Source organism: Pseudomonas sp. Irchel s3b5 (genome assembly GCF_900187435.1).
Taxonomy (GTDB): domain Bacteria; phylum Pseudomonadota; class Gammaproteobacteria; order Pseudomonadales; family Pseudomonadaceae; genus Aquipseudomonas.
This window is the reverse complement of record NZ_FYDY01000004.1, coordinates 119,156-133,162: the sequence shown is the minus strand read 5'-3', so window position 1 is coordinate 133,162 and position 14,007 is coordinate 119,156. Positions and strand designations below refer to the sequence as shown.

Here is a 14,007-nt window from a genome sequence, read left to right as displayed (position 1 = left end):
TTCAGAAGTCGACGGTTGCCGAAAGGAGGTAGGTTCGTGGCGTCGCGAGCGTCAATCCAGGCTCACTGTCATCCGAGGCCCCGGCGGAACTCCAGTAGCGCTTGTCAGCCACGTTCTCGACATTGGCCCGCAGGGTGATGTTCTTTTCCTCGACCTTGAAGGCATAGCGCGCGCCCACGTCGACACGCGTCCAGGAATCGATTTCCTTGTTATTGGACTGGTCCAGGTACTGCGAGCTGGAATAGAGACTGCGGCTGGTCAAGGTCAGGCCTTGTACATTCGGCACGTCCCACTCGGCGCCCAGGTTGACGTTGTATTCCGGCGTGGCAGGCGCGCGGTTGCCGTCAAAGGTGCCCTTGGTGGTATCGGTCAGCTCGCTGTCGATGTACATGACACCGCCGAGCAGACGGAAACCTTCGAGCGGCTCACCGAACACACTGACTTCCACACCCTTGTTTTCGCGTTTGCCGTTCGGACCGAAAACCCGCGTCGTGGCGTTGGTTTCATAAGCCGGTTGCTTGATCCGGAACACCGCGGTGGTGATGGCAAACGCCCCCGCATCATATTTGGCACCGACCTCGACCTGCCGACTGATGAACGGCGGGAATATCTCGTCTTCGTTCACCGAGGTCGAAGGCGCGATCTTGCCCTGGCTCAGGCCTTCCATGTAGTTGGCATACAACGAGAGCTTGTCGGTGGCCTTGAACAGGATGCCGCCCGAGGGCGAAACCTTTTCCTCATCGTAGGCCGTGTCGCCTTTGACATCGTCCGCCCAATCATCGACCTGCACTCGCTGCCAGCGAGCGCCGAGGGTCAGCAGCACCCGATCATCGAAAAAGCCCAGTGTGTCGGACAACGCGACGCTGCTGGAGCGGTTCTCGGTATACACCTCGGAATCAAGGCGCGTGGGATTGATGGGGGTCGGTGTCTGCACCGGGTTGTAGATGTTGCTCGGCGCAGCGGCATAACGGGCGCCGCCGTTTTCGAAATCCATATAGAAATAACTGGCAGCCAGGTTGACCTCATGGCTCACCGGACCGGTATGGAACCAGTTGCGCACCCCGACGTTGGCCGTCCGGACATTTTCGTCACGAGTGAAGTCACGTGGCAGAACGCTGAAGTTACCTGCGTTGTTGGTGACCGCTACGGCGTGCCGGAGGAAGTCATGATTACTTTTACGCGCGCCCGCACCGGCGTACACCATGACGGCATCGCTGACATCGTACTCGCCGGTCACCGTACCGAAGGTGTCCTTGGTACGCGCATTGCTCCACGGCTGCGCATAGTTGTGGCGAACATCGCTGGCGTGCGGAACCTGAGCGTTGGCGCCGACCTGCACGCGTTCCTGCGGGGCGTCGGTGTCACGTTCGTTATGTCCGACGTCCGTCGAGAGCCGCAGGCGTTCACCGCGAAAATCCAGGCCCAGCACAGCCATCTCGCGATCAACACTCTGGTGATCCCATTCGGTATCGCCGGACTGCTTCACGCCGTTGAAACGAACACCGAACATGTCCCCCTCACCAAAGCGCCGACCGATGTCCACGGCCCCGCCGACCTGGCTGTCGGAAGCGTAGTTGCCGGTAAACGAAGTGATGGGCACGTCGGTGGCGCGCTTGGGCACCACGTTGATCCCGCCACCCACGCTACCCCGTGGCGAGATGCCATTTATGAGCTGGCTCGGGCCTTTGAGGATGTCGACGCGATCGGCCATTTCCATATCGATGGTGTATGTCGGCAGAATGCCGTAGAGACCGTTGTAGGAGACGTCACTGTTGAACAGGCTCATTCCGCGAATGGTGAACTGCTCATACCGCCCACCCGCCGGGTTGGTGGCGCGAACCGAGGGATCGCTGGCCACGAGGTCGCCCAAGGTACGCGCCTGCAGGTTTTTCACCAACTCACTGGTGTAGGTGGTCTCGCTGAACGGCGTTTCCATGAAATCTTTCGAGCCCAGCAAGCCTTGCGACCCACGGCGTGCCACCTGCCCGCCGACATACGGATCACCGTCCGCCGTGTCCGCCGTCGCGTAAATGGAGGTAGCACCCAATTGCAGGCTGCCGCCGGTTGGTGCCGGGGTCAGCATGTACGCCTGTTCACCCACCGGCTGCAATTGCAGACCGGAACCCTGCAGCAATTGGGCGAAGCCCTCCTCCACCGCGAAGTCGCCGGACAGACCGGGGCTGGTGCGCCCCCTCACCAGTGCCGGGTCCACTGACAGATTGACCCCGGCCAACCCCGCGAAACGAGTCAGCGCAGCGTCGAGGCTACCGGCTGGCACCTGATAGCTGCGCCGAGGCGCGTCTTCGGCCCAACCGGCAGTGATGAATAAGGGGCAGGCACTCAGGCTCAACAACAGACTCAAGTGCAACAACGGGCGCAACCTGGATGGAGCCGGACGCATACTGCTAGACATCACTGCGAGCATTGAGAATCTCTCTGATTTCGTTTCACTTGCCTTGAATGACAAGCGACACGAAAAAAGGGGACACGCTTTAAACACTATTTTTGCGCGGTACCAGCGTTACCCAGTAACGCGTACGTGAATGCACTTCCAGTGGCAGGCTGGCCGCCAGCAAAGCCAGAATACGATCGGTGTCTTCAAGGCGAAAACTGCCGGTGATGCGCAACGATTCCAGCTCGGGTTCCCAGCGCAACACGCCCGGACGATAGGTGCGGAGTTCGCGCAGGAAATCCCCCAAGGGTTGGTTCTGCGCCATCAGCACACCCTCACGCCAGCCCGGGGCGAGTACGTCAAATGGCTCTACGACACTAGCACCCGCCGCTTGAAGGCTGACCTGCTGGCCGCCGCGCAACGAAAAGACCGGTCCGTGCAGAGGCTGCAACTGCACTGTGCCCTTGAGCACCGAGACCTTGCAGCCCATCTGCCCCTGACGAACACACACCTCGCCCTGACTGACGACCACTTGCCCAAAGCGCGTGAGAATTGTCAGCGGCGACATCCCGGGTACATTCAGTGCCATTTCGCCTTCCACGAGGGTCAGGTGCCGGCTCTTCAAGTCGATATCGACGGCACTGGCGGTGTTCAGTTGCACAGCGCTGCCATCGACCAACCGGACTTTTTTACTTTCCCCGGTGGCGGTCCGAAGGTCGGCGCTCCAGACATCCAGAGGTAACTGTCGACTGATCAGCCAGGCAGTCGGCAGCAAAGCCACCGCCCCGACGGCGCGCTTGAGCACCGTACGTCGACTGGCTTGTGGTCGGTCGAGACTGGCCATGGCCAAGGCCGAAGGCAGAACGGCAAAGCGTTGGCGCAAGAGTTGTGCTTTCTGCCAGGCCTGCTCATGGCTGGAATCGCTATCGCGCCAGCTCTGCAACAACGCCCGGTCCCGCTCATTGGCGTAGCCGGATTCCATGAGGGCTAGCCACTGCGCGGCGGCCCGCACGGTTTGGCGGGTTTCAGCCGAAGGTGGCGAGCCGATCACATTTCCACCAGCAGGCAATGTTCGTAGGCTTGAGCCATGTAGCGCTTGATCGTGCGCTCCGATACTTGCAGACGCTCGGCAATCTCTTGGTAGCCCAGGCCTTCCAGTTGACTCAAAAGAAATGCTCGGCGTACCGGGCCCGGCAACCCATCGAGCAATTCGTCCAGGGCTTGCAGGGTTTCCAGCAGGATCCAGCGCTCCTCGGGAGACGGGACGCAGTCCTCGGGCAGCAACGCCAATGCATCGAGATAAGCTTGCTCCAGGCTGCGGCGCTTGTAGAAGTTGGCCAGCAGCCGCTTGCCGACTGTCGCCAGGTAGGCGCGAGGCTCTTGCAGGTCGGCGATGCGCTGGGAGCTGGCGAGCAAACGAACGAAGGTATCCTGACTCAGATCCGCCGCGTCGCTGCCATTGCCCATGCGTCGTCTCAACCATCCTTCGAGCCAGCTCCGATGGTCGCGGTACAGGTCGTGGAAGGTTTGCTCCGGCGGCAACGCTGCATCACTCATCTAAAGAAACCCTGCGCGAAGAAATATTTTAAATGCGACTCATTCTAATTAGTGTTGAGAGGTCAAACCAAGTCCTTTGTGCGAATTGCACCCGGTAAAGGCTTGAATAATTTGATCACAGACCGAGATATCGGCCGCGCGGCGCCGGTTTATCGAGGCAGCGGACTATTGAGGGGATTTTCAAGAGGCATCGGCCATCCGCGCTTGGTCGGCAGATGCGAAACCCTGAAGGTCGTGAGGAAGGAGAAAAAGACAAATCGCAGACACAAAAAACCCCGGTCTTTCGACCAGGGTCTTTGCTATCGACTCGAAGTAACCAGTGGTTTCTTCGTAGCTCCAAGGCGTTCAGTGGGCCTCGGGGCAGATATGGCGCAGCGGACGGGACTCGAACCCGCGACCCCCGGCGTGACAGGCCGGTATTCTAACCGACTGAACTACCGCTGCGTATCGCTTTGAGCTGACGCTCAATTAACTCGTCTGATTAAAAGCTCTGAGACTTTTCAATCTCTCTTTTAATCTCGAATCAGGGCGAACCTGACTCGGAAAATATGGCGCAGCGGACGGGACTCGAACCCGCGACCCCCGGCGTGACAGGCCGGTATTCTAACCGACTGAACTACCGCTGCGCGTCGGTGGAGGCATTTCAGCCTACCTCTTGCTTTCGCAAGTCTCTCGGAAGTGGTGGGTGATGACGGGATCGAACCGCCGACATTCTGCTTGTAAGGCAGACGCTCTCCCAGCTGAGCTAATCACCCGTTTGCATCTCCGAGGCCGCGAAATTTACGCAGGTAGCGAACCTAAGTCAATAGTAGGATTGAAGTTTTTCTGAAAAAGACGAAATCCGCATAAAACCTGTAGGAGCTGGCTTGCCAGCGATGGCGGCCTGCCAGCCAACCTGGATGCCGAATGTTCCGACCGATCGCGAGCAGGCTCGCTCCTACGGTTGATCAGATCCGCCAGCGTCACTCGCTGTAGATCATTTTCTTGGTCATACCGCCGTCGACCACAAACTCCTGGCCCGTAACGAACCCTGCGTTCCTGGACAACAGCCACGCCACCATCGCCGCCACATCCTCAACCGTCCCCACCCTGCCCGCCGGATGCTGGGCATGATCGGCATCAGTCAGTGGTTCGGCACGGCGTGCCGAAGGGTCGCGCGCATCGATCCAGCCAGGGCTGACGGCGTTGACCCGAATCTCCGGGCCCAGGCTGATTGCGAGCGCGTGAGTCAGGGCCAGCAGGCCGCCCTTGCTCGCCGCGTAAGCCTCTGTGTCAGGCTCCGACTGCCCGGCACGGGTCGAAGCCAGATTGACGATCGCCCCGCTGTGAGCGCGCAGGTACGGCGCACAGTGCTTGGCCAACAACATCGGCCCACTGAGGTTTACCGCCAGCACACGATTCCAGTAGGCCAGATCAAGGCTTTCCAGAGTGATGTTGTGCGGATCCGCAACCGCGGCGTTACAGACCAGCGCATCAAGACGCCCGAATTGGCCCAACACCTCGGCAACACCGAGTGCCACCTGCCCTTCGTTCGAGACATCCATGGCAATGAACCAGGCGCTATCACCCAGGACCTTCGCCACTTTCGACCCGCGCTCGCGGTCCAGGTCCGTCAATACGACTTGCCAGCCTTCGCTGATCAGCCAGGCGGCAATCCCCAAGCCAATACCTCGCGCCGCACCGGTTACCAGTGCGACACGACCATTGGAGCCAGCGGACGGCGTGGACAACTCGATCACAGCGCAGCCAGACCGCGTGCCAGATCGGCTTGCAGATCGGCCACGTCTTCGAGGCCGACAGCAACGCGAATCAGACTGTCACGAATACCGGCTGCTTCACGCTCTTGCGGCGCCAGACGTCCGTGCGAAGTTGTGCTCGGGTGCGTGATGGTGGTTTTGCTATCGCCCAGGTTGGCGGTGATCGAAATCAGTCGCGTGGCGTCGATAAAGCGCCAGGCGCCCTCTTTGCCACCCTTGACCTCGAAACTCACCACCGCCCCGAAACCCTTCTGCTGGCGCAAGGCCAACTCGTGCTGCGGATGGCTCTTGAGCCCGGCGTAATGGACTTTCTCGATACCGTCCTGCTGCTCCAGCCACTCGGCCAGTTGCTGGGCGTTGGCGCAATGCGCCTTCATCCGCAGGTTCAACGTTTCCAGGCCCTTGAGGAAGATCCAGGCGTTGAACGGGCTAAGCGTTGGCCCGGCAGTGCGCAGGAAGCCGACCACCTCTTTCATCTGTTCGCCACGACCTGCAACGACGCCCCCCATGCAACGGCCCTGACCGTCGATGAACTTGGTGGCCGAGTGCACGACGATGTCTGCGCCCATTTTCAGCGGCTGCTGCAATGCCGGCGTGCAGAAACAGTTGTCGACCACCAGCATCGCGCCTTTGGCGTGAGCGATTTTCGACAGTTCCGCGATGTCCACCAATTCAGCCAGTGGATTGGACGGCGACTCGACGAACAGCAATTTGGTATTGGATTTGATCGCCGCGTCCCAACCGGACAAGTCCGCCAGGGCTACGTAATCGACTTCGATGCCGAAACGCTTGAAGTACTTCTCGAACAGGCTGATGGTCGACCCGAACACGCTACGCGACACCAGCACGTGATCGCCAGCGCTGCACAGACTCATCACCACCGCCATGATCGCGGCCATGCCGGTCGCGGTGGCCACGGCCTGCTCGGCGCTTTCCAGCGCGGCAATGCGCTCTTCAAAGGCGCGCACGGTCGGGTTGGTGTAGCGCGAGTAAACGTTACCCGGCACTTCGCCAGCGAAACGCGCAGCGGCGTCGGCGGCGGTACGGAATACGTAGCTGGAGGTGAAGAACATCGGATCACCGTGTTCGCCTTCCGGCGTGCGGTGCTGACCGGCACGTACGGCCAGGGTATCGAACGCTACGCCTTCGAGGTCGCTGTCCAACCGACCGGCATCCCAATCCTGACTCATGCTGTCACTCCTTTCCCTATTCTCGTAGTTTAAAAGCCAGATACAAAACCGGCCCCTCAGGGCCGGTAATTACTCAGTTGTTGTACAGATCGATGATCGCACTGACTGCCTGCGTCTTGACCTTGGAGGCATCGTTGCGTGCCTGCTCGATCTTGTTCAGGTAAGCCTCGTCGACGTCACCGGTGACGTAATGGCCGTCGAACACCGCACAATCGAACTTGTCGATCTTGATCTTGCCGCCACCGACCGCTTCGATCAAGTCAGGCAAGTCCTGATAGATCAGCCAGTCGGCGCCGATCAGGTCGGCCACGTCCTGAGTGGTACGGTTGTGGGCGATCAGCTCGTGAGCGCTCGGCATGTCGATGCCGTAGACGTTCGGGTAGCGAACAGCCGGGGCCGCGGAGCAGAAGTAAACGTTCTTGGCGCCGGCTTCGCGGGCCATCTGGATGATCTGCTTGCAAGTAGTACCGCGAACAATGGAGTCGTCCACCAGCATCACGTTCTTGCCGCGGAATTCCAACTCGATGGCGTTGAGTTTCTGGCGTACGGATTTTTTCCGTGCTGCCTGGCCCGGCATGATGAAGGTCCGGCCGATGTAGCGGTTCTTCACGAAGCCTTCGCGGAATTTCACGCCCAAGTGGTTCGCCAGCTCCAGGGCCGCGGTGCGGCTGGTGTCCGGGATCGGGATGACCACATCGATGTCGTGCTCCGGACGCTCGCGCAGGATCTTCTCGGCGAGTTTCTCACCCATGCGCAGACGAGCCTTGTAGACCGACACGCCGTCGATGATCGAGTCCGGACGCGCCAGGTAGACGTGCTCAAAGATGCACGGCGTCAGGGACGGGTTGGTCGCGCACTGACGGGTGTAGAGCTTGCCCTCTTCAGTGATGTAGACCGCTTCGCCCGGTGCCAGGTCGCGAATCAGGGTAAAACCGAGCACGTCCAGGGAAACGCTTTCCGAAGCGATCATGTACTCGACGCCTTCGTCGGTGTGACGCTGGCCGAATACGATCGGACGGATGCCGTGCGGATCGCGGAAACCGACGATGCCGTAGCCGGTGATCATCGCTACAACGGCATAACCACCGACGCAACGGTTGTGCACATCAGTGACGGCAGCAAAAACGTCTTCTTCGGTTGGCTGCAACTTGCCGCGCTGGGCCAGTTCGTGCGCGAACACGTTGAGCAGCACTTCCGAGTCGGAGTTGGTGTTGACATGGCGCAGGTCAGATTCGTAAATCTCCTTGGCCAGTTGTTCAACGTTGGTCAGGTTACCGTTGTGCGCCAAGGTGATGCCGTAAGGCGAGTTGACGTAAAACGGTTGCGCTTCGGCCGAAGTCGAGCTGCCCGCGGTCGGGTAGCGCACATGGCCAATGCCCATGTGGCCAACCAGACGCTGCATGTGACGCTGCTGGAACACATCACGCACCAGGCCGTTGTCCTTGCGCAGGAATAACCGGCCATCATGGCTGGTCACGATACCGGCAGCGTCCTGGCCGCGGTGCTGGAGCACGGTTAGCGCGTCATACAGCGCCTGATTGACGTTCGACTTACCGACGATACCGACGATGCCACACATGCGACGCAACCCCTACTTAATGGATCTGAACTGAACACTGCTCACTGAGGCGTTTTGGCCATCGGCAAGAGGTGTTCCTTGAACGGTATTTCAGCGGGTACGCTGATACCGCTGGCAAGCCACTGACTGCTCCACCCGAGAATCAGGTTTTTGGACCAGTCGGCGACCAATAGAAATTTTGGCACGAGCTGTGATTCTTTCCACCACCCGTCCTGCTGTACCGGCCCCAGGCTCAACAGCCCGACAGCAATAACCACCAGCAACACACCGCGTGCGGCGCCGAAGGCCATGCCGAGGAATCGATCGGTCCCGGAAAGCCCGGTGACGCGTACCAATTCGCCGATAAGATAATTGATCATTGCGCCTACGATTAACGTGGCGACAAACATGATGGCACAGCCCGTGATTGTACGAGCCGATGGCGTTTCGATGTATCCGGCGAGGTACTCGGACAATGAGCCACCAAACATCCAGGCAACGACTCCTGCGATGATCCAGGTCACCAGCGACAAAGCTTCTTTGACGAAGCCGCGGCTCAGACTGATCAATGCGGAGATGGCGACGATAGCAACGATCGCCCAGTCAACCCAGGTAAATGGCACAGTGCAGCCTACAGACGGATAAGGCGGCGCATTTTAGCAGAGCCCATGCTTATCGGTAAGCTGCGATTGTCAGTGCATTTCAAATAGGAGCGATAGTTTTAACCGCGCTCTGGCTGAAAGCGCACGACGAACCCCTTGAGGTTCTGTTGACGGCTGAGCAAGTCACGCAGGCGATCCGCTTCGGCGCGCTCGATCAACGGCCCGACAAACACCCGGTTTTTGCCGTCAGCAGCACGAATGTAGGCGTTGTAACCCTGGCTACGCAGGGACTTTTGCAGTTTTTCCGCGCTTTCACGACTGGACAGGCTGGCCAGTTGCACCGACCAGCTGACCGACAGCCCATTGGCATCGACGCGGCTTTGTGTGGTGTCTGGTTTGCTCGGTGCCGTGGTGATCGGCTGAGCAGGCGCAGTAGCAGGCTTGGCGGCCAACGCTGGATTCGGGGCCAGCGCAGGCGCTGCCGATTTGACCGCGGGAACCGGCGCCACTGGCGCACTCGGTACAGCCGGCACAACAGGCGTTTCCTGCTGAGCGATTTCGTCATCGCTAGGCACCGGCTCTTGAGGCAATGCTTGCGGCTCAGGCACCACCACTGGCTCCACTTGTACCTGGGGCATCGCCGGAGCCTGTGGTGCCGACGGAGCGTCAACCGTCACCGAACGCTGTTCATCCTGACGGGAAAACAGCATGGGCAGAAAAATCACCGCCAGCGCTACCAGCACCAGGGCGCCGACCATACGCTGTTTGTATGCTTTATCCAGCAATGCCATTTGCCGCTTCCTCCGTGGAGCGCCGGGCCAGCCATTCAAGGGCCTCGGCGACACAATAAAATGATCCGAACAACAGGATTTCATCGTCGTTCGTTGCTTGCGCGCACTGCCCTTCCAGGGCGGCGGCCACACTGTCGTAACACGTTACCGACGCGCCAAGGCTCTGTAACGCGCCCTGCAACTCAGCAACCGGCCGAGCGCGCGGAGAATCCAGCGGCGCAACGGCCCAGTGCTGGACACTAGCACTCAACTCACCGACAACACCATCCAGATCCTTGTCCGCCAGCAGCCCGAACACCGCCAGGCGCTTGCCAACCGGAGGACGACTCGCCAGACGACGGGCCAGATACTCCGCCGCATGGGGGTTATGCCCTACATCCAGCAACAAATTCAGGCGTTTACCCTGCCAGTCGATCTCACGACGGTCCAGACGACCAACGACACGCGTCGCTTGCAGCGCCTTGACAATCTGCGCATCCACCCAAGGCAAACCGAGCAACAGGTAAGCCTGCAGAGCCAGCGCGGCATTCTCCATCGGCAAGTCGAGCAACGGCAGATCGTGCAACTCAACCACACGACCTTGAGCATCAAGACCGCGCCATTGCCAGTTGTGATCGGTGACACCCAGATCAAAATCACGCCCACGCAGGAAAAACGGGCAGCTGAGCTCGCGCGCTTTATCCAGCAGGGGTTGAGGGGGATTCAGGTCACCACAGAGTGCAGGCGCGCCCTGGCGGAAAATGCCGGCCTTTTCGAAGGCCACGGATTCGCGGGTATCACCCAGATAATCCGCATGATCGACGCCGATACTGGTGACCAGCGCAATGTCGGCATCCACCACGTTGACCGTGTCCAGACGCCCGCCCAGACCGACCTCCAGCACCACTGCATCGAGCGCTGACTGTTGAAACAGCCAGAATGCCGCGAGCGTGCCCATCTCGAAATAAGTCAGGGAGGTTTCGCCGCGACCCGCTTCCACCGCAGCAAAGGCTTCACACAGCTGCGCGTCAGTGGCTTCGACGCCATCAACCTGCACCCGCTCGTTGTATCGCAGCAGGTGCGGAGAGTTGTACACCCCGACTTTCAGGCCCTGCGCCCGCAGCAATGACGCCACGAAGGCACAGGTAGAACCCTTGCCGTTGGTGCCGGTGACGGTGATCACCCGAGGCGCCGGCTTGCCCAGTCCCATGCGGGACGCTACCTGTTGCGAACGCTCCAGGCCCATGTCGATGGCCGAAGGGTGCAACTGCTCAAGGTAGGCGAGCCATTCGCCAAGGGTGCGCTCGGTCATACGTTGGCAGGTACCGGTGGAACCACGATCGGCTCAATAGGTGCAGCGACGAATGTCGGCGTCGGCAGGCCCATCATTTGCGCCAGCAGATTGCCCAGACGCGGACGCAGCTCCTGACGGTGAACGATCATGTCGATGGCACCGTGCTCCAGCAGGAACTCGCTGCGCTGGAAGCCTTCCGGCAGTTTTTCGCGAACGGTCTGCTCGATAACACGCGGACCGGCAAAACCGATCAGCGCCTTCGGCTCACCGACAATCACGTCGCCCAGCATCGCCAGACTGGCGGAAACACCGCCGTAGACCGGATCGGTCAGCACGGAGATGAACGGGATGCCCTCTTCACGCAGACGCGCCAGCACCGCGGAGGTCTTGGCCATTTGCATCAAGGAAATCAGCGCTTCCTGCATTCGCGCACCACCGGAAGCGGCGAAGCAGATCATCGGGCAGCGTTTTTCCAGGGCGTAGTTGGCGGCGCGAACAAAACGCTCACCGACGATGGCGCCCATCGAACCACCCATGAAGGAGAACTCGAACGCCGAGACCACAACCGGCATACCCAGCAAGGTACCGCTCATGGAGACCAGGGCGTCTTTTTCGCCCGTCTGCTTTTGTGCAGCGGTCAGGCGATCCTTGTACTTCTTGCCGTCGCGGAATTTCAGGCGGTCAACCGGCTCCAGGTCCGCACCCAGCTCGGCACGGCCTTCGACGTCGAGGAAGATGTCGATACGGGCGCGGGCGCCGATACGCATGTGATGGTTGCACTTGGGGCAAACATCCAGGGTCTTTTCCAACTCGGGACGATACAGCACCGCCTCGCAAGACGGGCATTTGTGCCAAAGACCTTCAGGCACCGAGCTCTTCTTGACCTCGGAACGCATGATCGAAGGGATCAGTTTGTCTACTAACCAGTTGCTCATGCTTTCTTTCTCCAGTACCGGTGGCCCGAACGCTCTGGTTCGCAACCCCGTGTATGCCCTTGAGCTAAATTCATGTGTACGGCGATGATCGAAGGGTCGCCACGGTCAGCGCGAAACATGACCTGCGTGCAACCCCGAAAACCCTCAGCCTTGCCTGCTTTGTGCAAGTGCAGTTAAAGACGGCGGCAGTGTGCCAGCCGTCACATCGACAAATCGCAGCCTCGTTTCACGAGACAGCTCCTACGGCTGCCTTGATGAAGGCGCGAATCTTTGCATGATCCTTGATGCCTTTGCTTGCCTCTACCCCGCCGCTGACGTCCACGGCATAGGGCCGAACCCGCGCCACGGCTTCTGCGACGTTATCGGGCGTAAGGCCACCGGCCAGGATAATCGGTTTGCTCAGGCCTTGCGGTATCAAAGACCAGTCGAACGCTTCACCGGTTCCCCCGGGAATGCCTTCGACATAGGCATCGAGCAAAATTCCGCTGGCACTCGGGTAAGCATTACAGGCTGCCGCAATGTCATCACCGGCCTTGACCCGCAGCGCCTTGATGTAGGGTCGGTGCCAGCTTTCGCAGTCCGCGGCGACTTCATCGCCATGAAACTGCAGCAGGCCCAACGGCACCGCATCGAGGATTTCCCCCAATTCGCAACGGCTGGCATTTACGAACAAACCGACAGTGGTCACGAACGGCGGCAGCGCCTGGATGATCGAGCGCGCCTGCTGGAACGTCACTGCCCGGGGGCTCTTGGCATAGAACACGAATCCAATGGCATCCGCCCCGGCCTCGACGGCTGCCAACGCATCTTCTATGCGGGTAATCCCACAAATCTTGCTGCGAACGGCTGACATGTCGGCACAACTCCAAGACAAATCCGGGAAAGTCCCGGATGGTAGCAAAAGCGTTCGAGGGCGTCAGCCGTCAAGTTCCGAGAAACCGGTCAAGAAGTGTGGACCGATGTAACGCTCGGGCAACTCGAATTCGTCGCGATACTCGACCTGCACCAGGTAAAGACCAAACGGATGCGCCGTCACCCCGCCGGAACGGCGTATACGACTTTCCAGCACTTCTTTCATCCACTCCACCGGACGCTCGCCGGCGCCAATCGTCATCAGCACGCCGGCAATGTTGCGCACCATGTGGTGAAGGAACGCGCTGGCACGAATATCCAGCACGATCATCTTGCCGTGGCGCGTGACGCGCAGGTGATGAAGCTCCTTGATCGGCGACTTGGCCTGGCACTGACCGGCGCGAAAAGCGCTGAAATCATGGGTGCCGACTAAATACTGAGCCGCTTCGGCCATGCGTTCGACGTCCAGCGGACGGTGGTTCCAGGTGATTTCTTCATTCAGATGCGCGGGACGAATCTGATCGTTGTAAATCACGTAGCGATAGCGCCGGGCGATCGCCTTGAACCGCGCATGGAAGTGCGGCGGCATAACCTTGGCCCAACTGACGCTGACGTCGTGGGGCAAATTGATATTGGCGCCCATGACCCAGGCCTTCATCGAGCGCTCGACCTGCGTATCGAAATGCACCACTTGTCCGCAGGCGTGCACTCCGGCATCCGTACGACCGGCACAAAGCAGCGACACCGGGGAGTCGGCGACTTTGGACAAGGCGTTTTCGAGGGTTTCCTGCACGGTGAGCACGCCAGAGGCCTGACGCTGCCAGCCACGATACCGCGAGCCTTTGTATTCCACGCCCAACGCGACCCGGAAAAAGCCGTCGGCCGCCATTTCGGCGGCCGGATTATCTATATTTGCCAAGGAGTGACAGCCTGCTGATTGACGCAAAGGTGGGCATTATAAGGCGCTCGGGCGGGGATGCCAGAGTTGGTCGACTGAAGATCGAAAGATCGCAGCCTGCGGCAGCTCCTACAAAAAAGCATGCAATCCCCTGTAGGAGCTGTCGCAGGCTGCGATCTTTTGACTCAACAAACAAAAACGG

The 14,007-nt window shown here is 59.9% G+C and carries 12 protein-coding genes and 3 tRNA genes; all 15 read right to left on the bottom strand.

Annotated features, from left to right (window positions below; all coding sequences use genetic code 11):
• Position 1 precedes the first annotated feature (1 nt).
• The gene (locus CKW15_RS06185) at positions 2-2,425 is read right to left on the bottom strand and encodes a TonB-dependent receptor (RefSeq protein ID WP_095151829.1); all 2,424 of its coding nucleotides are present in this window, start codon (positions 2,423-2,425) and stop codon (positions 2-4) included.
• Between the two features lie 67 nt (positions 2,426-2,492).
• A complete protein-coding gene (locus CKW15_RS06180; protein ID WP_095058095.1) occupies positions 2,493-3,443 on the bottom strand; it encodes a FecR domain-containing protein in 951 nt (316 codons plus the stop codon).
• Positions 3,440-3,949 (bottom strand): sigma-70 family RNA polymerase sigma factor, encoded by a 510-nt coding sequence (locus tag CKW15_RS06175; protein WP_095058096.1) that lies wholly within the window; start codon positions 3,947-3,949, stop codon positions 3,440-3,442. The genes CKW15_RS06180 and CKW15_RS06175 overlap by 4 nt, the downstream gene beginning before the upstream one ends.
• Before the next feature lie 367 nt (positions 3,950-4,316).
• Positions 4,317-4,393: transfer RNA gene (locus CKW15_RS06170), tRNA-Asp, on the bottom strand.
• Between the two features lie 105 nt (positions 4,394-4,498).
• Positions 4,499-4,575, bottom strand: a tRNA-Asp gene (locus tag CKW15_RS06165).
• A gap of 53 nt (positions 4,576-4,628) precedes the next feature.
• A tRNA-Val gene (locus tag CKW15_RS06160) sits at positions 4,629-4,704 on the bottom strand.
• Between the two features lie 207 nt (positions 4,705-4,911).
• Complete coding sequence (locus CKW15_RS06155; RefSeq protein WP_095060885.1) at positions 4,912-5,688, bottom strand: SDR family oxidoreductase; 777 nt, start codon at positions 5,686-5,688, stop codon at positions 4,912-4,914.
• Complete coding sequence (locus tag CKW15_RS06150; RefSeq protein ID WP_095060887.1) at positions 5,685-6,896, bottom strand: O-succinylhomoserine sulfhydrylase; 1,212 nt, start codon at positions 6,894-6,896, stop codon at positions 5,685-5,687. Before CKW15_RS06150 ends, CKW15_RS06155 begins: the two co-directional genes overlap by 4 nt.
• Positions 6,897-6,969: 73 nt before the next feature.
• The gene (gene purF, locus CKW15_RS06145) at positions 6,970-8,475 is read right to left on the bottom strand and encodes an amidophosphoribosyltransferase (RefSeq protein WP_095060889.1); all 1,506 of its coding nucleotides are present in this window, start codon (positions 8,473-8,475) and stop codon (positions 6,970-6,972) included.
• Positions 8,476-8,516: 41 nt separating this feature from the next.
• Positions 8,517-9,077 carry a CvpA family protein gene (locus CKW15_RS06140; protein ID WP_095060891.1) on the bottom strand — a complete coding sequence of 187 codons (561 nt, stop codon included), beginning with the start codon at positions 9,075-9,077 and terminating at the stop codon, positions 8,517-8,519.
• 98 nt (positions 9,078-9,175) lie between these two features.
• Positions 9,176-9,847 (bottom strand): SPOR domain-containing protein, encoded by a 672-nt coding sequence (locus CKW15_RS06135; RefSeq protein ID WP_095060893.1) that lies wholly within the window; start codon positions 9,845-9,847, stop codon positions 9,176-9,178.
• Positions 9,831-11,138 carry a bifunctional tetrahydrofolate synthase/dihydrofolate synthase gene (folC, locus tag CKW15_RS06130; protein ID WP_095060895.1) on the bottom strand — a complete coding sequence of 436 codons (1,308 nt, stop codon included), beginning with the start codon at positions 11,136-11,138 and terminating at the stop codon, positions 9,831-9,833. The genes CKW15_RS06135 and folC overlap by 17 nt, the downstream gene beginning before the upstream one ends.
• On the bottom strand, positions 11,135-12,055 hold the full coding sequence (gene accD / locus CKW15_RS06125; RefSeq protein ID WP_095060897.1) for an acetyl-CoA carboxylase, carboxyltransferase subunit beta: 921 nt from the start codon (positions 12,053-12,055) through the stop codon (positions 11,135-11,137). Before accD ends, folC begins: the two co-directional genes overlap by 4 nt.
• Before the next feature lie 226 nt (positions 12,056-12,281).
• Positions 12,282-12,908, bottom strand: a complete 627-nt coding sequence (locus CKW15_RS06120) for a phosphoribosylanthranilate isomerase (RefSeq protein ID WP_095060899.1) — start codon at positions 12,906-12,908, stop codon at positions 12,282-12,284.
• A 63-nt stretch (positions 12,909-12,971) separates the two neighbouring features.
• Positions 12,972-13,796: a tRNA pseudouridine(38-40) synthase TruA gene (truA, locus tag CKW15_RS06115; RefSeq protein WP_095060901.1), complete on the bottom strand. Its 825-nt coding sequence runs from the start codon at positions 13,794-13,796 to the stop codon at positions 12,972-12,974.
• Positions 13,797-14,007: the final 211 nt, after the last annotated feature.